A 22,850-nucleotide genomic window follows, 5' to 3' on the forward strand; every position below is an offset into this window, starting at 1 on the left:
GTCAGAGCAGTACTGCGGTAACGGACAGGTCCTTGCCGGCGTAGCGCTCGGCGTCCTGGAGGATTTCGCAGATGACCCCGAAGGACCGGTCAGCGCGGAAAGGCGCTGCGACCTGCCACAGCACCGTGACCGGCGGGTTGCCGTTGTCCGTGATGCTGTCCGCGAAGTCATGCAGGGAATCGTTCAGGGCATCAAGGTTGACGCCGTAGTGTTCGGGGAAGTCCAGGACCTCGCCAAAGGTTTCCAGGACTGCCTTCTTGCTGTCGGCTGCAGGAACCACCAGGCTGCGGCGGCCTGCATCGGCCACCTGCTCCTGCAGTTCTTCCAAAGTCCATGTCTCGCCGGAGTAGATCTTCATTGGCGCCTAGCTGCCTTCTGCTATGAATCGAAACGTCTCGTAGTGGTCATCCGTGTAGTACTTCTCGCCGCCGCCGCCCGCAACAATGCGCCGTGCTCCCCGGTCTGATTCTCCCGGCGTGGGCACCGTGTATTCCCGGTAGTAGCCCCGGTCCCGCCGTGGCAGGATCCGCTCGAAATTCCCGAAGGTCTGGTCGTCCTGGTTGTAGCGGTACGGTCCCCCGGCACGAATGAGGGCGAGGGTCCTGCGGCCTTCAGCCGGCAAGGCAGACTCGCGCACCTCCGGCAGGCCGGACGGGTTGACCTGTGCCGGGGGCTTCGGTGAGGCATCTGCCTTCCCGGGGCCGGCAGCAGCGGGCCCTGTCGCGGGGGAACCCGTTGCGGCGCCCGGTGCAGGCGTGGCACTGGACCCAACCTCCGGCGTCGTACTTTCCGTCAGTTGGCCCAGGATCCCGGTGCCGCCGAAGGCGAGCAGCCCCAGCACCACGAGCGCAGTGAGCAGCAGGGGCAGGATATTGCGGTTGCGCATTAGGTCGTTCCCCGGTGCCTCAGGTGCGGTAGATATTGATGGAGTTGGCTTCCACGAGGTCCTTCTCCCCGGAAGCCACTTTGCTGCCCTGGCGGAGCTCGTGCAGCGGTGTGGTGGTCAGCCGCAGCTCGAACTTCGTGTGCGGGGTGCCCTGGGCGATGATCCGGGGCAGCGTGATGTGAACGTCGGAGGTGCTGCCGTTCACCACCACCAGGCCGGCCAGCGTCCCGTCGTCCGAACCGAGCAGGAGTTGCATCACGCGGTGCTGCGGATCGTTCCAGCGTTCCATGGACATGGGCTGCCCGGCCTGGTCGAACCAGTACAGGTAGGACTGCTCATCACGGACCGGGAACTCATGGGGCTGCGCGGCGAGGAACTCCTTGCGCAGGCGGATGTACCGTTTGGTGGTGCGGAGCATTTCGTGCGACTCGGGGGTCCTGGTCCAGTCCAGCCAGGCGAGACCGTTGTCCTGGCAGTACGCGTTGTTGTTCCCCTGCTGGGTCCGGCCCAATTCGTCTCCGGCCGTGATCATGGGGACGCCGATGGAAATCAACAGCGTGGCCATGAGGTTACGGCGGGACTGCGCACGCTTGGCCAGGATGGCGCCGTCCTCGGTGGGGCCTTCAAACCCGTGGTTATAGCTGCGGTTGTCGCCGTGGCCGTCCCGGTTCTGCTCACCGTTCGCCTCGTTGTGTTTGCGGTCGTAGGAGACGAGGTCATTCAGGGTGAACCCGTCATGGGCCGTGATGTAGTTGACCGAGGCAAGCCGGGAGCGGCCGGACGCCGCAAAGAGGGCGGCGGAGCCGGACATCACGTCCGCAAGCCTGGCCACCGATCCGCCCTGCCCGCCGGATTCAAGGGAAGCACGGTCTGCCAGCCAGAATGAGCGCACGGTGTCACGGAAGTGGTCGTTCCAGTCCGCCCAGCCGGCCGGGAAACGTCCGGTCTGCCAGCCGCCATAGCCAATGTCCCAGGGTTCGGCGATCAGCTTCACGTCGGACAGGACGGGATCGGCCGCAACGGCAACCAGGAACGGGTGCTGGGGGTCGAACTCGTTGGCATCGTTGCGGCAGAGCGTCACGGCAAGGTCGAACCGGAAGCCGTCGATGTGGAACTCGTTTACCCAGTGGCGCAGGGAGTCGACCACCAGTTGGACCACCTGGGGCTCAGCGAAGTTCAAGCTGTTGCCGCAGCCCGTGGTGTCCACGTACTTGCCGTTCCCGTCCGTCCGGTAGTAGGTGTCCTCCCCCAGCCCGCGGAAGCTCAGGGCCTGGCCGTCCGGCCCGCCTTCTGCCGTGTGGTTGTACACAACGTCCAGGATGACTTCCAGCCCTGCGGCATGGAGCGCCTTGACCAATCCCTTGAACTCGTCCTGGACGGCCTGGGGGCCCGCTTCCTGGGCCGCTTTGGTGGCATAGCCGGGGTGCGGGGCGAAAAAGGCCGCCGTGTTGTATCCCCAGTAGTTGGTCAGTCCCAGGTCCTGCAGGTGCGGCTCATCAAGGTGGAAGTGCACGGGCAGCAGCTGGACGGCCGTGATTCCGAGGCTTTTCAGGTGTTCGATGATGGCCGGGTGCGCCATGCCGGCGTAGGTGCCCCGGAGCTCCTGGGGCAGGTCCGGGTGGAGCATGCTCTGGCCGCGGACGTGGGCTTCGTAAATGATGGTGTCGCGCCATTCCAGGCGGAGCCGCGCGTCCTGTCCCCAGTCAAAGTCGCTGGCCATCCGCACACTGGTCAGGAATCCGTCGCGCTGGTCCACTGCCTGGCCGTAGGGGTCCAGCAGCAGCGGCTGGCCGCCGTCGTCGTTAACGTCCCGGGTGGGCACGGCAAGCGGCAACGACTGTTCGGTTGCTGCCGGGCGGAACCCGTACCGCGAGCCGTACGGCAGGTGGTCCACGATGCCGTGATGGACGCCGTGGGTGACGTTGGGCAGCGCCTGTACGCGCCAGTCAGCGCCCGGCGCCCTGTAGACGATTTCCAGGCTTTGCACGCCGGGGGCGTAGCAGGCCACGTTGGCCCGCGCACCCGGCCTCCCGTTTCCGGCCGGACCCGTAGCGGCCATTTCCGCGCGCGGGACAGTCACACCGAGTGGAAGGGCCGTTGAGGCGTCCGTGGTGGAAGCAGTGTCGAAGAGCGGCATAACCATCACCTAAATATTAGCCGCCAAGGGCACATCGCCTGCCTACGCGTCATCGTGGCGCATAGGCAGGCCGGGAAAACGGAACCTTTGTTACTGTGCTGCGTTTACTTGGCCGCGCGCTGGCGGGATACTTCGTACAGCGAGATGCCCACTGCCATGGAGGCGTTGAGGGATTCCATGGCCGAGTCGATGGGGATCGAAACAATCTGGTCGCAGTTCTCCCGGACCAGGCGGCTGAGGCCCTTGCCTTCCGAGCCCACCACGATGCACACCGGTTCGGTGGCCAGCGTGAGGTCGGGAAGCGAAACGTCGCCGTCTCCGTCAAGGCCCAGGACAAAGATGCCCATATTCTTGAACTGCTTCAGCGCACTGTTGAGGTTGGACGCCCGTGCCACCGGCACCCGGACCGCTGCCCCTGCACTAGTTTTCCAGGCCGAGGCGGTGACCCCCACCGAGCGGCGTTCGGGGACAATTACGCCGTGGCCGCTGAAGGCGGAGACGGAGCGGATGATGGCGCCCAGGTTGCGGGGATCGGTGATGCCGTCCAGCGCTACGAAGAGCGGCGCGTTGGCGACGTGCCCCTTCTTCCACTTATCCACCGTTTCTTCGGCGAGGTCGTAGGCGTCCTGGTACTCGTACGGCGGGATCTGCAGGACCAGGCCCTGGTGGACCGCGTCATCAGTCATCCGGTCCAGTTCCGGTTTGCCGGTTTCCAACAGCGGAATGCCGCGTTCGGCCGCGATCTTCAGGGACTCCTTGACCCGGTCATCCATTTCGATGCGGATGGCGATGTGCAGGGCTTTGGCGGGGATGCCGGCCCGGAGCGCTTCAACCACGGAGTTCCGGCCCGTGACCACTTCCTCCGTGGCCCGTCCCTTGGGGCCGGACTTGGCTGCGCCGGCACTGCGCGCGCCCGTGCCGCGCTTGGCGGCGGAGCGCTCAGCGAGCTGCTTGGACTTGTGCGCTTTATGGTACGGGCGGTCCTCCGCCTTGGGCGTGGGACCCTTGCCTTCGAGGGCCTTGCGGCCATGGCCACCGGTTCCGATGGTTGGGCCCTTCTTCGCTTTAACCGATCGGCGACCATTGTTGGCCATTGTGTTCCACCCTTGATTGTGTTGACTGCGTCTGCTTACCAGTCTACTGAACCAAGTAAAATCGCCTGACCCGGGGTTGCCTGCGGGAGAAATTCCCCGTTCAGTCCCGCTTCAGGCTCCAGGTTGCGCCGTCCGGGCCATCCTCCACGACGACGCCGGCGGCAGCCAATGTGTCCCGGATGGCGTCGGAGGCGGTCCAGTCTTTTTCGGCGCGGGCGGCGGCGCGGGCTTGCAGCTGCGCCTGGACCAGGACCTCCAACGCTGTTGCTTCCTTGCCGCTGCCGGAATCGTTGCCCGCCACGGCATTGAGTCCAAGCACCTCGGTCATCATCACCACGGCGTACATGGCGTGGCGGCCGGCGTCGTCATCCCCTTCGGCGAGGGCGGTGTTCCCGGCACGGACCGTCTCGTGGAGCGCCGCCAGTGCACGCGGGACGTTGAGGTCGTCGTCCATTGCCTCGGTGAAGGTACGGACAGCGTCGCTTGATGAGCCGAAGTTGCCGTCGACAATGCTGACGTCGTTGCCGAAACGGGCTGAGGCTTTGGCGAGGAAACCGTCAATGCGTTCGACGGCGGCGGCAGCCTCCTGCAGTGACGTGGGCCGGTAGTCAAGGATGGAGCGGTAGTGGGCCTGGCCGAGGTAGTAGCGGACCACCCTGGGTGGGGCAAGTTCCAGCATCTCGGCAGGGCTGATGGTGTTTCCGATGGACTTGGACATCTTTTCGCCCTGGTAGGTGACCATGCCGTTGTGCATCCAGAAGTTGGCGAATGGGTGGCCCGCGGCCTGGGACTGGGCCAGCTCGTTTTCATGGTGCGGGAACCTCAGGTCCAGTCCGCCGCCATGGATATCAAACTCGGTGCCGAGGTATTTGGTGACCATGGCGGAGCATTCCAGGTGCCAGCCCGGGCGGCCGGCGCCCCACGGGGAAGACCAGCTGGCGGTTGCCGGTTCGCCGTCCTTGGAACCCTTCCAAAGCGCAAAGTCGCGGGGGTCCCTCTTCCCCCGAGGGTCAGCGTCCGGAGCTGCCTGCATGTCGTCAATGTTCTGCCGGGTCAGGGCGCCGTATTTGCTCCAGGACCGGACGTCGAAGTAGACGTCGCCGGACCCGTCCAGGGCGGGGTAGGCGTGCCCGCGGTCCATCAACTGCTGGATGAGGGCATGCATTTCCGGAATGTGGCCGGTGGCGCGGGGTTCGTAGGTGGGCCGTGATACCCCAAGGGTGTCGTACGCCTTCAGGAATTCCTGTTCGTAGCGGTAAGCCAGGGCCCACCACTCCTCCTGGACCACTTCGCCGGGCTCCGGCGTAAAGTCCGCCGCGAACGACGCTTCCGACTTGGCGAGGATCTTGTCATCGATGTCAGTGACGTTCCGGACTACCGTGACCCGCAGGCCGCGGTAGGTCAGCCAGCGGGTGAGCTGGTCAAAAGCGATGGCGGAGCGGATGTGGCCGACGTGGGGCATGCCCTGCACCGTGGCCCCGCAGTAGTAGAGGCTGGCCTTGCCCTCGACGAGGGGGACGAAGTTCCGGACTTCGGCGGAGGCGGTGTCATAGAAGCGCAGGGTCACCGCTCCAGATTAGCCGATGGCGGCAGTGGGCTTCGGATATACCAAGGCAGTGGCCACCGCGGAGATACCCTCTCCACGCCCCGCGAACCCCAGGCCGTCGCTGGTGGTTGCCGTAACGCTGATGGGCGCCCCGGCCGCTGCGCTGAGAACCTGTTGCGATTCTTCACGGCGGGGACCGAATTTGGGCCGGTTGGCAACGAACTGGACTGCAACGTTGCCGATTTCGAAGCCGGCCGCCCGAACGATCCTGGCTGCTTCCGTGAGGAGGGTTACCCCGGATGCGCCGGCGAACTCAGGACGGCTGGTCCCGAAGTGTGTGCCGAGATCGCCAATTCCGGCGGCCGAGAAGAGGGCGTCCGCAGCCGCATGGGCCACCGGGTCACCGTCCGAGTGCCCGGCGAGGCCGCGCTCGCCTTCCCACAGGAGCCCGCCGAGCCACAGCGGGCGCGGCGCGTCCTCCGGGGCGTACGCATGCACGTCGATGCCGATGCCGGTGCGGGGCAGGACCACGTTGATGCCAGCCACGGTCACCCCTCCACCCAGCGGGCGCCCAGTGGCCCTTCCAAAAGTCCCTCCGCGAGGATCAAATCCAGCGGAGTGGTGATCTTCAAGGACTGGCTGGAGCCGCGGACAGCGTGGACCGGGGTGCCGAGCATTTCCACGAGCATGGCGTCATCGGTGACGGCGGCGGATTGCTGCTCGTCCAGGGTTCCCGCGGCTTCGTGCGCCTTCACGAGGGTGCTGAGCCGGAAGCCCTGCGGCGTCTGGACGGCGCGCAGGTTCTCCCGCGGCGCCGTCCCGGTGACAACCTCCGGCGCCAGGGCGCTGTCCTGGCCGGTAGTCGCGGCCACTGTTTTGACGGTGTCCACGACGGCAACAGCAGGAATAACCGCCTCAGCTCCGGCGGCCAGTGCGTCCACCACCCGGTGGAAGACCGCTTCCGGGGTCAGGGCCCGGGCAGCATCGTGCACCAGTACCGCGTCGATCCCATCCATCAGCGCGGCCATGCCCGCGCGGACGGACTCAGGCCGGGTGGCGCCGCCGTCGACTAGGGAAAGGAGGGGGCCGCCGTCAGCCAGTTCCTCGCGGAAGTCCTCGCACAGCTGCCGGAGGGCCGTGTCGGAGGCCGGGAGCGCGATGCACACCTGGCTGCTGACTCCGGACGCGACAATGCCCCGCAGGGCGTGCATCAGGATAGGTTCGCCGCCCAGCGGCACTGCTGCTTTGGGCATGCCGTAGCCGAGCCGTTGCCCGGAACCGGCGGCCACCAGGATCACTGCCGTGACGGGGCGCGGAGGAGTTTCACTCATGCGGACTAGCCTACGTGCCAGCGGCCGGCCCCGCCCGGACCTGAATCCGGGCAAAAAGAAGCCCCGGCGGCACTTGGGTGCCACCGGGGTTCAATTCTTAGGAAGCCAGGACCTCGTCGAGAACGCTTGCAGCCTTCTCCTCGTCGGTCTTTTCAGCCAGCGCCAGTTCTGAAATCAGAATCTGCCGGGCTTTGGCCAGCATTCGCTTCTCGCCTGCGGAAAGGCCCCGGTCGTGATCCCGGCGCCACAGGTCACGGACGACCTCTGCCACCTTGATGACGTCACCGGAAGCAAGCTTCTCCAGATTTGCCTTGTACCTGCGTGACCAGTTGGTGGGTTCTTCGGTGAACTCGGCACGAAGCACATCAAACACGTGCTCCAGGCCTTCCTTGCCCACTACGTCCCGAACGCCAACAAGATCAACATTCTCTGCTGGAACTTCAATGGTCAGATCACCCTGAGCCACCTTGAGCTTGAGATACATTTTCTCTTCGCCCTTGATGGTGCGCATCTTGATTTCTTCAATCTTCGCAGCACCGTGGTGAGGGTAAACTACTGTCTCGCCGACCTCAAATACCATGTGGACATTTCCCCTTTCCCGCAGACCAGTTTATCACGATTCAGGCATATGCCCGGCCGCGAAAAGGGCCACGAACCGCGAAAATACGCGGAAAATCGGCACAATCGACCCCCTTCACCCCCTTGACGAACGCGGATAATAGTGCATTCCGGAGGTGCTGCCAAGGGCGATATGACGGCGTCGAATCCTCCTTCCAGCAGCTTTCCGGATAGGCTATGGCTGAATAATCTTTCAAGACTCTCGAGGAGTACGTGACGTGCGTTTCACTGCGATGAACCGGGCCCAGCGCGCCAAGCTGGCACTGACGGGTGCCGCCCTTGGCGTCGGACTGCTGGCGTCGGGCTGCGGCTACACCAATTCCCAGCAGACCAGCGTGCAGTACCAGTCGTCGGACGGGATCATCGCCGACCTCGGTCCGCTCCAGCTGCGCAACATCCTCATTGTGTCCTCCGGGAAGGACCAGCCCGGCCGCGTAATCGGCGCGGTCTACAACTCCTCCTCGCAGGACGTGACCCTGAAGCTCAACGGCGCTGCAGGCTCGCAGACGGAAGTGCCGGTTAAGGCCAATTCCTCCACCCTGCTGAACGACACCACCGCCGAAGCGATCCTGAGCACCACGGGTGATATTCCTGGCTCACTCGTTGACGTCAAGATCAGCGAAAGCGGCACCAACATGAGCAACACCGTGAAGGTTCCGGTGCTGGACGCCACGCTGCCCGAGTACAAGGAATACCTGCCGGCAGGCAGCACTCCTTCTCCCAGCCCGTCCGCGACGCCGACGGCCTCCGAACTCGGAGGCGGAAGCGGCCACTAAGGCTGGCCGGAATAAGCAACGCACGTACAAAAGGGAGGGGCCGGCCGGCCCCTCCCTTTTGTATGGGTCGTTGCACGCCTCCTGTCCGGAGCCGGCAGTCCTACGGCTCGAACTTGTAGCCGAGGCCGCGCACGGTCACCAGGAACCGAGGCGCTGAAGGATCCGGTTCGATCTTCCCGCGCAGCCTCTTAACGTGGACATCGAGCGTTTTGGTGTCGCCCACATAGTCCGAGCCCCAGACACGGTCAATGAGCTGGCCGCGGGTGAGCACCCGGCCCGAATTGCGCAGGAGCATCTCCAGGAGTTCGAACTCCTTTAACGGAAGCAGTACCTGTTCACCGCCCACGCTGACCACATGGCGTTCAATGTCCATCCGGACGGGCCCGGCCTGGACGGTGGAGGAGATCAGTTCCTCCGGTTCACCCTGGCGGCGCAGGACGGCCCTGACCCTGGCCACCAGTTCCCTGGAGGAGTAGGGCTTGGTGACGTAGTCGTCGGCGCCGAGTTCCAGGCCCACCACTTTGTCGATCTCGGAGTCCTTGGCCGTCAGCATGATCACCGGGACGCTGGAACGCTGGCGAAGCTGGCGGCACACCTCGGTACCGGAGAGCCCGGGAAGCTGAAGGTCCAGCAGCACCAGGTCCGCCCCGTTCCGGTCGAATTCAGTGATGGCATCCAGGCCGTTGTCCACGACCTCCACCTCGAACCCTTCCTTGCCCAGCAAATAGGACAAGGGATCGCTGAACGATTCCTCGTCCTCAACAATCAAAATCCTGCTCAAGCGTTAGCTCCTCGTTCTTTTGCGCCTGCGGCGCGGGGTACTTGGGTGACGGCTGGCTTCCGGTGGCCATGTCCAGCCAGGCCAGAGGCGGCGGCGTGCGGGACCTCGTCCTCGCCCTCCTGCCCTTCCATTTCCGGGAGGCGGAGCGTGAAGGTGGACCCCTGGCCCGGCTGCGACCAGAGGGTCACTTCCCCGCCGTGGTTGGAGGCCACATGCTTGACGATGCTCAGTCCCAGGCCGGTGCCGCCGGTGTGGCGGGACCGGGCCGAGTCCACACGGTAGAAGCGCTCGAAGACGCGCTCCTGGTCCTCGGGACTGAGCCCCTCACCCTGGTCTGTCACGGAGATGGACACCAGGCCTTCCCGGGAGCGGACGCCGATGCCCACTCTGGTATTGGGGGGCGAGTAGCGAATGGCGTTGTCGATCAGATTCCGCAGTGCGGTGACCAGGAGGTCCTGGTCACCGAAGACCTTGCCCTCTGTCCGGCCGCCCATCACTATGCGGATGTTCTTACTCTCGGCCGGAAGTTGGGACCGGTCCACGGCCTCGGCAATGACCGCGTTGACGTCGACGGGGCGGCCTTCCTGCGCGACGCTTGCGCCCTGCAGCCGGGAGAGTTCGATGATGTCCTGCACCAGGGCGGCCAGGCGCCCGGATTCCTTGTGCATGCGTTTGGCGAAGCGGCGCACTGCCTGTTCGTCGTCGGCCGAGGACTCCAGGGCTTCGGCGAGCAGGGAGATGGCACCGACGGGGGTTTTGAGTTCGTGGGAGACGTTGGCGACAAAGTCGTTCCGGATCTCTTCCGTTCGCGTGATCTCCGTGCGGTCGTCCGCGAGCAGGAGAATGTATTCCTCCCCGAGCATGGCCGCCCGCACCTGGACGATGATGGTGCCCTGTCCCAGGGGGCCGCGCGGAAGCTCCAGCTGCTTCTCCAGGATGACGCCGTCGCGCCGGACTCCTGCCGTCATGTCCAAGAGTTCCTTGTGGACCACAGTGTGCCCGCGCACGAGGCCATAGGCGTAGGCAGCAGGGCTGGCGCGGACCACGCCGTCCACAGCGTCCACCACCACAAAGGCACGTCCGACGACGGCCAGCACCTCGGCGGCGCCGGTGGGCAGGGCGATTTCATCGGCGTCAACGTCCAGCAGGTGCCGCTGCTTCTCGCTCACCCTGAAGGCCAGCACGCCGAACGTGCCGAGCGCCAGGCCGATAAGGCCGGCGACCAGACCGATGAGCATAGGATCCACAGCTCCACCTTATGTGCTGGCAGGTGGCCGTCGGCGCGTCCAGGACCGCTGCACCGACGGTTCAACTAACGTTCATCTTCAAGGGCCTAACCGTTTACCGCATACTGGCAGAGTAACGAGTTGGACTGCCGAACGGCGACACGAATTCCGGCTGCCCTGGAGCGGGCGGGACGGAGTTCCAAGGAAAGGACGCCTCAGTGCGCAAGGTTTTTCAGGAAGAGCTCACCCAGGTCGGTGACCAGCTGGTGGAGATCTCCCGCCTGGTCAGCGAAGCCATGGACAAGGCCACCACCTCCTTCCAGGTGGCGGACGTCGACCTCGCCCAGGACGTCATCGCCGCGGATGCCCGCATCGATTTCCTGCAGAACAGCCTGGACGAGCGGGCCATCGACATCCTGGCGCTGCAGGGTCCGGTTGCCAGCGACCTGCGGATGATCGTGGGGTCCCTGCGGATGAGCGCCTCGCTGGAGCGGATGGGCGACCTTGCCCGGCACCTCGCCCAGCTGGCCCGCCTCCGATTCCCCTCCACCGTCATTCCGGAATCCATGACTGGAACGTTCAAGAACATGGCGGAGCTGGACCAGGAGATCGCAGACAAGCTCACCGTGCTGCTGGAAACGCGCGACCTTGAGGTGGCGCGGGACATCCTGAAAGCAAACACGGCCATCAACGATCTCCACCTCAGCGTGTTCAAGGCCATCGCCGCCCCCGAGTGGGCTGAGTCGCCCGCCACCACTGTGGACGTTGCCCTGGCCAGCCGGTACTTCGAGCGCTTCGCGGACCATGGCGTCTCGGTGGCGCAGAAGGTCACCTACCTGGTCACCGGAGCCTGGCACCCGACCGGCATCGAGCACAGCTAACAGCTGACCTTTTGAACAAGCGACGGCGGGGCGGTCGCCGAAAATGACCGGCCCTCCGTCGTACGTTTTTGTGGCTTATTTCTTGCCCTGGTTGGCCACGGCGAGGATGGCCTCGGCAGCTGCATCGGGATCCAGGTAGGTGCCGCCCGGCTTTACCGGCTGGAAATCCTCATCCAGGTCGTAGACCAGCGGGATACCCGTGGGGATGTTCAGGCCGGCGATTGCTTCATCGCTGATGCCGTCCAGGTGCTTGACCAGTGCGCGCAGGGAGTTGCCATGGGCCGTGACCAGGACGGTCTTGCCTGACTTCAGGTCTGCCTTGATGTCCGACTCCCAGTACGGCAGCAGGCGGACCAGGACATCCTTCAGGCACTCGGTGCGCGGCAGGGCGTCGCCCAGGTCGGCGTAGCGGGGGTCGTGCGCCTGGGAGAACTCGGAGTCGTCGTCCAGGGGCGGCGGCGGGGTGTCGTAGGAACGGCGCCATTCCATGAACTGCTCTTCGCCGTATTCGGCAAGGGTCTGGGCTTTGTCCTTGCCCTGCAGCGCGCCGTAGTGGCGTTCGTTCAGGCGCCAGTCGCGCTTGACGGGGATCCAGCCGCGGTCGGCCTTGTCCAGGGAGATGTTTGCGGTGTTGATGGCCCGCTTCAGCAGGGAGGTGTAGAGGATGTCCGGGAGAACATTGTTCTCAACCAGGAGCTCCCCGCCCCGTGCTGCTTCCGTGCGGCCCTGGTCGTTGAGGTCTACGTCCACCCATCCGGTGAACAGGTTCTTGGCGTTCCATTCGCTGTGGCCGTGGCGCAGCAGAATCAGCTTGTAAGTCATGATTTTCATCCTAGCCGAGCGCCGCTGCCGCCCGCCCAGCGTTACAAAGCGTGCCCTGCGGCGGGGGCTGCGGCAAGGATAAGGTGGGGCGGTGGTGCAAAAAGCTGAACGGGTGGCCGCCCCGCAGATATCCGGCAAAAACCCCGCCGGCAGGAACCCGGCCGGCAGGCAAGGCAGGCCGGTAGGCAACGTCACCCGCGGTACCACCAATCCCAACCGCATGCGGCGCGTTGACCGCTGGCTAACGGGCCCCCAGGCCTGGCGGCTCCGGTCTGCTGAAAACCCCCTGGTGGTGGATCTGGGCTACGGCGCCACCCCTGCCACCGCCGTCGAACTCTTCGAGAGGCTGTCCGCCCTGCGTCCGGACGTCCAGGTGCGCGGAATCGAGATTGAACCGGACCGGGTCCTCGCCGCACTGCCGCTGCAGCGGCCCGGCTTGAGCTTCCATGTGGGCGGCTTCGAAATTCCCGTTTCCGGGCGGCCCGTGCTGGTGCGTGCGTTCAACGTCCTGCGCCAGTATGAGAAAGCGGATGTGGCCGGAATTTGGCGGCTGGTGCAGGACCGCCTGTCCGACGATGGCCTGTTCATCGACGGGACCTGCGACGAGATCGGTCGGCGGGTGACGTGGGTGGCGCTGGATGCGGAACGGCCGCTCTCGCTCAGTATGTCTGTCCGGTTCGGCAGTTTTGACCTGCCCTCCGAGGTTGCCGAACGGCTGCCAAAAGCGCTGATCCACCGCAACCTCCCCGGCGAACGGGTACACGCCCTGATGCAGGCGATGGACCAGGCCTGGCTGGAAGCCGCTCCCCTGGCGTCCTTTGGGAACCGGCAGCGCTGGCAGGGCATGTGCCGAAGCCTGCGCGACGCCGGTTGGCCTGTTCAGGACGGACCGGCCAGATGGCGGCTGGGCGAGCTGACGGTGGGCTGGGAAGCAGTGGCCCCGCGGAACTAACTCCAACGGGTTGAGGGGCCCACGCCGGCAGGGTGCCCCGGGCGAGCTTGCGAGCCTAAGCAGACGGTGATGGGCCCCACGCCGGCAGGGTTCCCCGGGCGAGCTTGCGAGCCTAGGGTGCCGGTGGGATCACCAGGGTCCGTAGGGCCCCGTGTTGCGGCTGCCGCCACGGCCGGCATCCTTCACGGCCGGTCGCACGTCTGCCAGGTAGACGGACGCCGCGACGACCGCCGCGAGCCCGAACAGGCCGAGCGTGCCGAAAAAGCCGCCGCTGCCAAGGAATGAGATAACGCCGACGAGGGCGGCTCCCCCTGTCAGGGCCATCCAAAAGGTCTTGGTCCTTTTCCCGGTGGCCTCGAACGCATTGGCGCGGTGCCGGGCGCAGTCCACTACGGCCCACAGTTCAAGTCCGAGTGCCACGAGGGCAAGAATAAAGAACACTGCCTGCTCTACAGGCCGAATAATGAGTTCACCGTCCACAAGCCCAGCCTAGCCGCCCAGCGCGTCCAGCGCCTGCTTCAAATCTGCCCAGAGGTCCTCAACATTTTCGATGCCCACGCTGAGGCGGACCAGGTTCTCAGGAACATCTGTTGGCTCTGCGGCGTGCCGGCGCCGGCGTTCGATGAGGGACTCAACCCCGCCCAGCGATGTAGCGGGCAGCCAGAGGTTCACCGCGCGGACCACCGCGTCCGCAGCGTCAGCTCCGCTCATCCCGCCCACGGCCGCTACCTGGAAGCAGACGATCGAACCGAAGCCTTTCATTTGCGCTTTAGCCCGTTCGTGGCCAGGATCCGCGGGAAGGCCCGGGAACCGGAGCGATTCGATCCGGGGATGCGCTGCAATCCGCTCCGCCAGGACCATGGCCGTAGCCTGGGACCGTTCGATGCGCAGCGCCAGCGTCCGCAGTCCGCGCAGGGCCAGCCAGGATTCGAAGGGGCCGGCGATGCCGCCATGGATGGTCCGGTGATGAAGCAGCACGGAACGGATATCCGGGTTGGACGTCACCAGGGCGCCCAGGACGACGTCGGAATGGCCCGCCAGGTACTTGGTCACCGAATGCAGGACGACGTCGGAGCCCAGGCCCAGGGGCTGCTGCACCAAGGGGGTGGAGAAGGTGTTGTCCGTGACGACGATGGCCCCGGCAGCATGCGCTGCCGCAGTAAGAGCCGGAATGTCGGCGATGCTGAGCATGGGGTTTGTGGGACTCTCAAGCCACAGCATGGCCGCGGCCTTCCCGGCCGGGCCGCTGGGCGCCAGCGCTTCCTTGACTGCTTCGGTATCCGCGACATCAACGGTTCGAAGTGCGATAAAACCCTTTTGGGCAAGCTCGGCGGCCATCACCAGGGAACCGGAATAGCAGAGCGTTGGCATGACCAGCACTCCCCCGGCGGGAATGAGCGACAGGGCGGAACTGACGGCCGCGAGGCCCGAGGCATACAGGAGGCCGGGCAGTTCCGATCCCTCGAGCTGGCCCAGCGCTTCCTCGAAGGGATCCCAGGTGGGGTTGGAGTACCTGCCGTAGCCGCGGTCCCCATCAGCAAGGGCACCAATGCCGAAGAACGTGGAGGACAGGACGATGGGAGGGTTGACCGGCTGGTCCCTTTCCCGCGGGGGACGCCCGGCGGCCACCACTATCGTCTCGGCTGCCAGGGAAGCCGCCTGCTGTTCGGAAAGACTCATGCAGGAAAGCCTACTGTCCGGTGCGGGCACCCCGGAAAGCCGTTACCCGCCCGCCGGTACTGTCCACATACTCCCTGCGGCAGTCTGCCATTGCCGCGCGCGATGGGTAGGCTTAACCGGTGAGCAAACAACGGGCGGGCCTTTTCATCGCGTTTGAGGGCGGGGATGGTGCCGGCAAATCCACCCAGGCAGCCCGGCTTGCAGATGCCCTTGAATCCCGCGGCCTCACCGTCCTGAAGACCAGGGAGCCCGGCGGAACCCCCATCGGGGAGAAGCTTCGGTCCCTGGTCCTTGACCACGGCCATGGCCACATCGACGCCCATACCGAGGCCCTCATCTTCGCGGCTTCCAGGGCCGCCCACGCCAGCCAGGTCATTCGGCCGGCGCTGGAGCGCGGCGAGATCGTTTTGACGGACCGTTATATCGACTCTTCCGTTGCCTACCAGGGAGCCGGGCGGGACCTCGGTAAGGACGCCGTCCGGTCAATCAATGCGTGGGCCACCTCGGGCCTGGAGCCCCACCTTACGGTGCTGCTGGACGTCGACCCGGCAGTGGGCCGCCGGCGCCGGACCGCCGGTGACGCCGCGGAGGACCGGCTCGAATCAGAGGCGGATGAATTCCACCTGAGGATCCGGAACGCCTTCCTGGAGCTGGCCGCAAGCCGCGCCGGTTCCTACCTTGTGCTGCCCGCCCATCTTCCCGTGAGTGACCTTGCCGCACAGATCCTCCAGCGCGTTGACGCACTGTTGGCGGCCGCGGAGGGTGGCGCATGACGGTCTGGGACGACCTGCAGGGCCAGGCCGCCGTCGTCGAACAACTGCGCCAAGCGGCCACCGGTGAAAGCCTGACGCACGCGTGGCTGTTCACCGGGCCGCCGGGGTCCGGCCGGTCAAATGCCGCCAAGGCGTTCGCCGCGGCGTTGAACTGCGACCAGGAGGACGTCAACCGGCGCGGCTGCGGGCAGTGCCCGGCCTGCCTGACGATCCTCGGGGAGACCCACTCCGACGTCACCTTCGTCCGTACCGAAAAAGTCACCATCACCATTGACGAAGCGCGTGACCTGGTGGCCACGGCGGGCAACCGGCCGTCCTCCGGCCGCTGGCGGATCATCGTGGTGGAGGATGCAGACCGGATGGCCGAGCGCACCACCAACGTTCTGCTCAAAGCCATTGAGGAGCCCACTCCCCGCACTGTGTGGATGCTGTGCGCACCGTCCCCGGCTGACGTGCTGGTGACCATCCGGTCGCGTTGCCGAAGTGTGGCTTTGCGGCTGCCGCCCGCCTCCGATGTGGCTGCCCTGCTGGTTAAGCGCGACGGCGTGGAGCCGGCGCTGGCGGAGCGCGCGGCCCGGGCGGCACAAAGCCATGTGGGTATTGCCCGGCGGCTTGCCCGGGATCCTGCCGCCCGGGAACGTCGTCTGGAAACCGTGAGGTTCCCCTTGGGCCTGCGGGGCGTTACCGCCGCCGTGATGATGGCAGAGAAGCTGGTCAAGATCGCCACCGCCGAGGCCAACAGCTCCAACGAGGAACGCGACGCCGCCGAGAAGGCTGCCCTGCTGGCAACCCTCGGAGCGCCGGAGTCCGGAACCCTCCCTCCGGCCATGCGGAGCCAGGTGAAGCAGCTTGAGGACGACCAAAAGCGGCGGGCCAAGCGGTCCATCACCGATTCCCTGGACCGGACGCTCACCGACCTGCTGTCCTTCTACCGGGATGTGCTGATTATCCAGCTCGGGAATGCTGTGGAGCTCGTGAACGTTGAGCTGAGGAGTGAATTGGAGGAGTTCGCCAGCCGCTCCACTCCAGAAGCCACTCTCGCCCGCATGGACGCCATCAACAAAGCCCGCGAACGCATTACCACCACCAACGTAGCCCCGCTGTTGACCATTGAGTCCATGGCAGCCAGCCTGATCTAGCCCCCTCCAAGGAGACCCGATGACTGCCCGCCCCCTGCCCGCGCGCCCCCAATCCTGGGTGATTGGAATGCGTGCCGCCGGGGCCATGGCGCTTGCCATGGTTCTGGCCTCCTGCACCCTCATCGACGGCGGCAACCGTAGCCAGGAGGCATCCACTGCCAAGGCTGATCCCTCGATCGTGGCGTCCGCTCCGTCCGGGCTGGAGCAGTTCTACTCGCAGGAAGTGGTGTGGGAATCCTGCGAAAGCGAGTTCCAGTGCGCCAAGGTGAAGGTGCCGATGGACTACGACAAGCCCGAGGGTGACACCATCGAACTTGCCGCGCTGAGGGCACCGAGTACGGGCAACAAAACGGGCAGCCTGCTGGTGAACCCGGGAGGGCCCGGTGCGTCCGGGTATGACTTCGTCAAGGACGCCTCCGGGACACACTTTTCCCAGCCAGTGCGCGACGCGTACGACCTGGTGGGCTTCGATCCCCGGGGCGTTAAGCGCTCCGCCCCCGTGACCTGCATGACGGACGCCGAGCGTGACGCCGCCCGGGCCAAAATATACGACCTGGACATCGACGCCGGGCTGGAAGCAGCCCGCGCGGACAACAAGGCGATCGCAGCCCAGTGTGCCGAGCAGACCGGCCCGGTGCTGGCGCACATCGATACGGTGAGCTCGGCGAAGGACCTGGACATCCTCCGCGCAGTGGTCAATGACACAAAGCTCAACTACCTCGGGTACTCCTACGGCACGTTCCTGGGCTCCACCTATGCTTCGCTGTTCCCGGACAACGTGGGGCGCATGGTGCTTGACGGTGCCCTCGATCCGTCCATCAGCAACGAGGAGCTGACCCGGGGGCAGGCCCGAGCCTTCGAAAAGGCCATCCGGGCATATGTTGCCAGCTGCCTGGAGCAGGACGGCTGCCCGCTCAGCGGAACAGTTGATTCAGGAGTTCAGCAGCTCCGCGACCTCATCGCCGCCGTCGAGCAGACGCCCCGCACTGCCAAGGACGGGCGGGTGGTCAACGCCACGATGTTCGTCAGCGGCCTGATAACCCCGCTGTACAACGATCAGAGCTGGCCGGCCCTGACCCAGGCCCTTGAAGCGGCGATGACCGGAGACGTGAGCCTTATGCTTCGGCTGGCCGATCTTGGTGCCGACCGCGCTGCCAACGGGACGTATACGTCCAACTCCACGTTCGCGTTCAACGCCATCAACTGCCTGGACTACCCGATGGACTCCGATACCGCAGCCATGCGGGCCGAACAGCAGCGCCTCATGCAGGACTCGCCCACGTTCGGGTATTTCTTTGCCTACGGCGGCACCAACTGCGCCGACTGGCCGTACAAGAACACCCGCACGCCCGCGCCCGTTGAGTACACGGGAGACTCGCCCATCGTGGTTATCGGCACCACAGGCGACCCTGCAACACCTGTCGAGTGGGCCGCTTCACTCCGCAAGCAGCTGGGCAACGCCACACTGCTGACCTGGGAAGGTGAAGGCCACACCGCCTACGGCCGGTCCAACAGCTGCATCGAGGACCCCGTGGACAGCTACCTTGTCAGCGGCCAGGTTCCCGCCGATAACACGGTGTGCTGAAGGCCTCAGCCCTTTCGTCCCGCCCATTTTGACCCGGGCGCGGGGACTCTATTACAGTTGACTCTTGCATGAGGCGCCCGGTTCTTCCGGGCAAGCATGCGGTGCTTCCTTAGCTCAGTCGGTAGAGCGTTTCACTCGTAATGAAAAGGTCATCAGTTCGATTCTGATAGGAAGCTCGGGATAAACCCCGTGTTGTCGTTGATTTCGACGATGACGCGGGGTTTTTCGCTGGTTAATGGGCACCCGGGTTTTGGTCACGAGCAGTGAGAGCCCCGCCCACGACGAGGCCGGCTCGCGCACTAAGTGACTGCGATACGCGCCAACAAGAGGGCGTTTACGGTCACGTCGAAGACGGCTCGGCCATCTTTGTGGGTGAAAGGTGTCTCCGCGGGGCCCGTGTCTCCTGGCTGGGTGACGGTCACCCGCCGGGGTGTCTTCCCGCCGCAGGGTATGGCCACCTGGAAGTTTGCGCTCTGCGGATTGAACCCGCCGGTATCGAGGCCGTCCATGTTGGCGAAGAGCACGTCCAGGCGGTGCTCGGTGCGCTGCCGCAGGTCGATGACGACCTCGGCCGGCGCGTCGGTCACGATGGTGCGCCCGGTTCCCTCCATGATCCCCGCCAGGGCGGTTGTCACTGCGGCATCGTCGCTTTCGTAGTAGTGCTGCCCCACCTGCCCGGTCACCAGTATCACCGCGCCGTCGCGGTAGGACGTGCGCGACCAGTCGGGGCCCGGGCTGATGCCGAACGCGCGCAGCAGCGCCGGCTGCGGGCGCTGCGCGCCGTTCTCATCAAAGGCGCCGGCATCGGTACCGGCGGTGACCACCAGCGTGCCGCCGGCCTCGACGTAGCTCTTCAGCCCGGCGATCTCCTGATCCGAGAGTGCCGCCGGCCGCGGCGCCACCACCACCGGGTAGGGCGCGAGCCGTGCGGCCGACAAGTGCGGTGCGGTGACCACGTCGTACGGGGCGTGCGCGTGGATGAGGGCTTTGCAGATGCCGCGGTACTCGCCGACGTAGGGCAGGGACACCGCCGAATCCCTCTGCCTGGTGGTCCACCAGAGCTCATCAGCGGCGTTGGTGCTGGTGTAGAGCCCCACACCGGAGTTCCTGTCGACATAATCCCGGCTCGCGCTGGAGAAGACCACCGCCACCGGGTTGGCGCTCCCGCCGGCCCAGATGTCGTTGTTGTCCTTGAGCCAGCCATACATCCTGCCGCGCCAGGCATCACCCACGGTGCGGCTCAGGAGCGGGATCTGGCTCTCGTACGGCCGCTGGCCGCCGGCTATGGCCAGCACCATGACCCGCTCGGCGTCGTCGGCCTGCCGGCCGTAGGAGATCGCCCAGCTTGGGTTCTTGCCCGCACAGCCGCGTCCGTGCCGCATCATGATCGCCATCGAGATCCAGTCATCCGCCGATGCCTCACGCATGCCGGTCTCGTCGCTGACGCAGCTCACTTCCCACGCACGGAGCACGTCCCCGTCGTCACGGCTGGCGGCGTCCAGGCCCTGCACCGTGCCGTTGCTGTAATCCATGGTGCCGGTCTCGACGATCAGCTCGAAGTCGGGCCGTACCGTGCGGGCCCCGGCAAGCACCGCCTGCTCGAACTCGTGGATGATCCCGTGCCGCCACGCCACCCAGCGGCGGAACACCGGGTCGTCCCAGTCCACCCGGGCGGGTTGTGCCAGCCCGGTCTCGGCACGGAACTTGGCCGCGCAGGTCTCGTTCGTGCACGGCCACACGCCCACGATGTCCGAGAGCAGCGGAACATCACCCCACAAGCCATCCAACGCCGTCTGCGCCAGCCGCTTCACCCGGTTAATAAAGTAATCGCGGTACCCGGACGTGGGGCAGAGCCAGGCACTCTCGGTCCCCTCCGGCACCCAAAACACCCGGCCCCCGCCAACAAACACGTTCGCCTGGCCATCCATGCCGCGCTGCACCCAGTCCGGGTGATCCTTCCCCATGGTGCCTTGCCCGCTCACCGCGTTCCTGCTGAGCGCCTCCAGCATCGAGCAATACACCACCGCCTTCATACCGCGCTCGTGGCATTTCCGCGCCAACGCGTCAATGTAGATCGCGCTCTCCTCGAAAAGCCCCTCGCTCATATAGAAGGAAAGGTCCGTATCGACCACCACCACGCTCACGTGCGAGGCCGCGAGCGCATCGAGCCGCGCGTCGACGTCCGGATCATCCTCAAAGCTCTCGAACCCCGCCACACGGGCGTCGGAGACCCAGCTCAGCTCCGGGGATGCCGGCTCCACGACCTGCGGGCGCGCGCCGCCGAGCGGGTTGCTTCTGCATCCAGCGCTAACGGCAACAGCACCGAGTCCGACGGCGCCAGCGCCGAGCGTGGCTGCAATAAACCTACGTCTCGTTACCGGCTTAGCACTCCTGGTTGCCATGCACAGACCCTAACCTCGGAACCTTTGAACAGCCTGTGGACTTGCCTCCGAATGGCGAGGCCGCAGTTTGGAAAAACCTTGTGCGGCGGACCTACCGTTCCAACGTAACTACCGAAAATGCCAAGGCCCTCGTCCACCAACCAGGCAGGGCCGACTAAAGCGCCAGCGTGATGGGCCCTGCCGTGGAGGGGCCGCCGCATTGTTCGCTCCCTCCGACCCGGGTCCAGGTCAGGTCCACCTCGCGTTCGGCGAGTACCTCACCACTTGCCGCCGTTGCCCTGACGGTGGCTCTTTTGGGGGCATTCATGGGCGTACTGAACTGCCAGGTGCGGTCATCGATTTTTCTGCCGAAGTACGGGCTGTAGTCCGGGTCCCCGACGGGCTGTCCCGGCGTCGCGGGGGCAGCGGTCTCGGCCTGGCCAGGGAGGGCGGGGAGGCCGGGAGCGATGGTACTTTTGGGTGCCGTGCTTGGTTGTGGCGTAACGGAGCAGATCCCGTCCGGGCAGAACTGGACCTTGGCCACGCCGTCCACTGGCCCGTCGAGGACAACGGTGGCAGAGTTGCTCCAGCCGATGGCAGGACACACGCCGGGCGTAGCGCAACCTGCTGTCGAGATCGCAAGGATCAGGAGTAACGGGACTGACAATCTCTTCATTGGCCCAGCATGACACCGGCAGGCGGAGGTGAAGGTTGCCTTTCGGTCACATCTTGGAACCAGGATGACACCAGGTCCTCAGCCCGCAGTCCAAGCCGCCGAAAGACCGCTTTTCATGCGATTGTCATTTCCTGCTGCTAGTGTCCGGGCCATGAATGAAGTGTGGTTGTCATCAAATTCTGCTGCGGCACATGATCTGTCCGGCCGGTCCGGGTTCGACGACGGGTTCCTGGGGCTTCCAGTTCCGATACCGGCCCTCGCAGGTCCTGAGACAGTACTGCTGCCCTACACACACTTCTCAGTGCTTATGCGGCTCGACAAGCGTCTGGCCGCCATAACTGCTCTAGGTATCAATGGCGAGAAGTTGATGGACCTGGACAGGTCCGGAATCCAGTGGCGTCTGGACCCCAGACTGGCTGAAGACCAGCAGACCGGGGAGCGGCTCTACGCACGCAACGATATCGATCGCGGTCACCTGGTGCGCCGTGCCTCCGCTGTCTGGGGCGATTCCCGAGCGGAGGCAGCCCAGGCCAATCAGGACACCTTCCATTACACAAACGCTGCTCCACAGGCAGCAAAATTCAACCAAGGCCTGGACCTGTGGCTCGGCCTCGAGTCCTACCTGCTCGACAATGCCGCCGACTACGGGCGCCGGCTCATCGTCTTTACCGGACCCGTCTTCGGTGAGAACGATCCGGTGTACCGGGGCGTGGATATCCCTCTGCTGTTCTTCAAAGTCGCTGCCTTCCTGCAGGACGGGGAGCTGGCAGCCACGGGCTACGTAGTGGACCAGACCGCCCAGTTGGGCGAACTGCCGGACGTCACCCTGCCAAAGGCGGTGGACGAGGCTCCGCCGTTGGGCCCGTTCCGGACTTTCCAGGTACCCATCAGGGACATCGCCGCACTGACAAGCTTGGATCTGAGTCAGCTGATCGCCGCAGACCGAATGCCAATAGCGGTGCAGCTGCCCTCCGCCCGGGTAGCGACCACCTGGAGGAAGCTCTTGTCCCCGGAGGACCTGGACCTGGACTTCGACCTCATCAAGGACTAGGACGGGCAGTTCTTACAGGAACCATCCACCGGCAAGTAGTTGACCCGTCCGAGAGTCGAGTACTTCCTACGCATGCATGGCAAGGAATTGGCTTCTAGTCTTGTTGATACGGCAGCACGCCGGCTACGGCTGCTGCCGGCCATTCGGTTTTCCTTGTGGCGTGCTTCCAGCCTAAGAAGACGGTACTGGTGCACAGGTTCCAATATTCCAGGACTTCCCATGCCGCTGTCCCCCGAATCAGCCGAAAAGCGCTCGCTACTGGAAACGCTCCCCCAGCAGCTGCTCGGCCGTGTGGCCCAAGCAGCCGTTCGCGAGGACGCCCTGCAGCAAGCACCCGGCAGGCCGGTCCTGATGCTCCGGCCCGCCCTGGTGAAGGTGGGTTCCATCATCGGGCTCGCCATTGCCTACACCGTCACGCACGTGTTGGTGGAGTGGGACGACGGCGGCGGGCACGACACGCGGTGGGTCGCCAGCTGGCTGGTGCGTCGCCTTTAGCTGCGCCCGGCCCGAGCCGG

General features: G+C 65.3%; 23 protein-coding genes and 1 tRNA gene. 9 read left to right on the top strand and 15 right to left on the bottom strand.

Annotated features, from left to right (window positions below):
- Window position 1 precedes the first annotated feature (1 nt).
- The 8 genes from AC50X7_RS09715 to AC50X7_RS09750 form a co-directional block, all read right to left on the bottom strand.
- Window positions 2-358 (bottom strand): barstar family protein, encoded by a 357-nt coding sequence (locus AC50X7_RS09715; RefSeq protein WP_494978818.1) that lies wholly within the window; start codon window positions 356-358, stop codon window positions 2-4.
- 6 nt (window positions 359-364) lie between these two features.
- On the bottom strand, window positions 365-886 hold the full coding sequence (locus tag AC50X7_RS09720; RefSeq protein WP_494978819.1) for a guanyl-specific ribonuclease: 522 nt from the start codon (window positions 884-886) through the stop codon (window positions 365-367).
- Window positions 887-905: 19 nt separating this feature from the next.
- A complete protein-coding gene (gene glgX / locus AC50X7_RS09725) occupies window positions 906-3,029 on the bottom strand; it encodes a glycogen debranching protein GlgX (RefSeq protein ID WP_494978820.1) in 2,124 nt (707 codons plus the stop codon).
- Window positions 3,030-3,127: 98 nt separating this feature from the next.
- Window positions 3,128-4,117, bottom strand: coding sequence for a 23S rRNA (guanosine(2251)-2'-O)-methyltransferase RlmB (rlmB, locus tag AC50X7_RS09730; RefSeq protein WP_307096549.1), 990 nt, complete (start codon window positions 4,115-4,117; stop codon window positions 3,128-3,130).
- Between the two features lie 100 nt (window positions 4,118-4,217).
- The gene (gene cysS / locus AC50X7_RS09735; RefSeq protein WP_494978821.1) at window positions 4,218-5,684 is read right to left on the bottom strand and encodes a cysteine--tRNA ligase; all 1,467 of its coding nucleotides are present in this window, start codon (window positions 5,682-5,684) and stop codon (window positions 4,218-4,220) included.
- Window positions 5,685-5,693: 9 nt separating this feature from the next.
- Window positions 5,694-6,194, bottom strand: a complete 501-nt coding sequence (ispF, locus tag AC50X7_RS09740; RefSeq protein WP_493994953.1) for a 2-C-methyl-D-erythritol 2,4-cyclodiphosphate synthase — start codon at window positions 6,192-6,194, stop codon at window positions 5,694-5,696.
- Window positions 6,195-6,211: 17 nt separating this feature from the next.
- The gene (ispD, locus tag AC50X7_RS09745) at window positions 6,212-6,994 is read right to left on the bottom strand and encodes a 2-C-methyl-D-erythritol 4-phosphate cytidylyltransferase (protein WP_494978822.1); all 783 of its coding nucleotides are present in this window, start codon (window positions 6,992-6,994) and stop codon (window positions 6,212-6,214) included.
- A 97-nt stretch (window positions 6,995-7,091) separates the two neighbouring features.
- Window positions 7,092-7,574, bottom strand: a complete 483-nt coding sequence (locus AC50X7_RS09750) for a CarD family transcriptional regulator (RefSeq protein WP_011690592.1) — start codon at window positions 7,572-7,574, stop codon at window positions 7,092-7,094.
- Window positions 7,575-7,845: 271 nt separating this feature from the next.
- Here AC50X7_RS09750 and AC50X7_RS09755 point away from each other — a divergent pair, with 271 nt between their 5' ends.
- Window positions 7,846-8,388, top strand: coding sequence for a hypothetical protein (locus tag AC50X7_RS09755; protein ID WP_494978963.1), 543 nt, complete (start codon window positions 7,846-7,848; stop codon window positions 8,386-8,388).
- Window positions 8,389-8,488: 100 nt separating this feature from the next.
- On the opposite strand, the gene AC50X7_RS09760 is transcribed toward AC50X7_RS09755, so the two are convergent.
- A complete protein-coding gene (locus AC50X7_RS09760) occupies window positions 8,489-9,169 on the bottom strand; it encodes a response regulator (RefSeq protein ID WP_104043086.1) in 681 nt (226 codons plus the stop codon).
- Entirely contained in the window at window positions 9,166-10,407 is a 1,242-nt protein-coding gene (locus tag AC50X7_RS09765) for a sensor histidine kinase (RefSeq protein ID WP_494978964.1), read from the bottom strand. The genes AC50X7_RS09760 and AC50X7_RS09765 overlap by 4 nt, the downstream gene beginning before the upstream one ends.
- Before the next feature lie 206 nt (window positions 10,408-10,613).
- Between AC50X7_RS09765 and phoU the strand changes: the two genes are divergently transcribed.
- Window positions 10,614-11,276: a phosphate signaling complex protein PhoU gene (gene phoU, locus AC50X7_RS09770; RefSeq protein WP_494978823.1), complete on the top strand. Its 663-nt coding sequence runs from the start codon at window positions 10,614-10,616 to the stop codon at window positions 11,274-11,276.
- 75 nt (window positions 11,277-11,351) lie between these two features.
- Here the strand turns inward: phoU and AC50X7_RS09775 are convergent, their stop codons facing one another.
- Window positions 11,352-12,098 carry a phosphoglyceromutase gene (locus AC50X7_RS09775; protein WP_494978824.1) on the bottom strand — a complete coding sequence of 249 codons (747 nt, stop codon included), beginning with the start codon at window positions 12,096-12,098 and terminating at the stop codon, window positions 11,352-11,354.
- A gap of 91 nt (window positions 12,099-12,189) precedes the next feature.
- On the opposite strand from AC50X7_RS09775, the gene AC50X7_RS09780 reads away from it, so the two are divergent.
- Window positions 12,190-13,050, top strand: a complete 861-nt coding sequence (locus tag AC50X7_RS09780; protein ID WP_494978825.1) for a class I SAM-dependent methyltransferase — start codon at window positions 12,190-12,192, stop codon at window positions 13,048-13,050.
- Between the two features lie 129 nt (window positions 13,051-13,179).
- Here the strand turns inward: AC50X7_RS09780 and AC50X7_RS09785 are convergent, their stop codons facing one another.
- Both AC50X7_RS09785 and AC50X7_RS09790 read right to left on the bottom strand, forming a co-directional pair.
- Complete coding sequence (locus AC50X7_RS09785; RefSeq protein ID WP_307096558.1) at window positions 13,180-13,530, bottom strand: DUF2516 family protein; 351 nt, start codon at window positions 13,528-13,530, stop codon at window positions 13,180-13,182.
- Window positions 13,531-13,539: 9 nt separating this feature from the next.
- On the bottom strand, window positions 13,540-14,730 hold the full coding sequence (locus AC50X7_RS09790; protein WP_494978826.1) for a trans-sulfuration enzyme family protein: 1,191 nt from the start codon (window positions 14,728-14,730) through the stop codon (window positions 13,540-13,542).
- Between the two features lie 119 nt (window positions 14,731-14,849).
- Here AC50X7_RS09790 and tmk point away from each other — a divergent pair, with 119 nt between their 5' ends.
- The 4 genes from tmk to AC50X7_RS09810 all read left to right on the top strand — a co-directional run bounded on the left by tmk (window position 14,850) and on the right by AC50X7_RS09810 (window position 18,403).
- Complete coding sequence (gene tmk / locus AC50X7_RS09795; protein WP_494978827.1) at window positions 14,850-15,503, top strand: dTMP kinase; 654 nt, start codon at window positions 14,850-14,852, stop codon at window positions 15,501-15,503.
- Entirely contained in the window at window positions 15,500-16,642 is a 1,143-nt protein-coding gene (locus AC50X7_RS09800; protein ID WP_307096563.1) for a DNA polymerase III subunit delta', read from the top strand. The genes tmk and AC50X7_RS09800 overlap by 4 nt, the downstream gene beginning before the upstream one ends.
- A gap of 19 nt (window positions 16,643-16,661) precedes the next feature.
- Window positions 16,662-18,227: an alpha/beta hydrolase gene (locus AC50X7_RS09805; RefSeq protein WP_494978828.1), complete on the top strand. Its 1,566-nt coding sequence runs from the start codon at window positions 16,662-16,664 to the stop codon at window positions 18,225-18,227.
- Window positions 18,228-18,330: 103 nt separating this feature from the next.
- Window positions 18,331-18,403 (top strand) — tRNA-Thr (locus tag AC50X7_RS09810).
- Window positions 18,404-18,526: 123 nt separating this feature from the next.
- Here AC50X7_RS09810 and AC50X7_RS09815 read toward each other — a convergent pair.
- Window positions 18,527-20,191 carry a beta-galactosidase trimerization domain-containing protein gene (locus tag AC50X7_RS09815; RefSeq protein WP_494978829.1) on the bottom strand — a complete coding sequence of 555 codons (1,665 nt, stop codon included), beginning with the start codon at window positions 20,189-20,191 and terminating at the stop codon, window positions 18,527-18,529.
- A gap of 592 nt (window positions 20,192-20,783) precedes the next feature.
- Window positions 20,784-21,284 carry a hypothetical protein gene (locus AC50X7_RS09820; protein WP_494978830.1) on the bottom strand — a complete coding sequence of 167 codons (501 nt, stop codon included), beginning with the start codon at window positions 21,282-21,284 and terminating at the stop codon, window positions 20,784-20,786.
- Between the two features lie 151 nt (window positions 21,285-21,435).
- On the opposite strand from AC50X7_RS09820, the gene AC50X7_RS09825 reads away from it, so the two are divergent.
- Window positions 21,436-22,335, top strand: a complete 900-nt coding sequence (locus AC50X7_RS09825) for a DNA/RNA non-specific endonuclease (protein ID WP_494978831.1) — start codon at window positions 21,436-21,438, stop codon at window positions 22,333-22,335.
- A gap of 219 nt (window positions 22,336-22,554) precedes the next feature.
- A complete protein-coding gene (locus AC50X7_RS09830) occupies window positions 22,555-22,830 on the top strand; it encodes a hypothetical protein (RefSeq protein WP_494978832.1) in 276 nt (91 codons plus the stop codon).
- The last annotated feature ends 20 nt before the right edge of the window (window positions 22,831-22,850 follow it).

This window comes from Pseudarthrobacter sp. Hb11 (genome assembly GCF_059383655.1).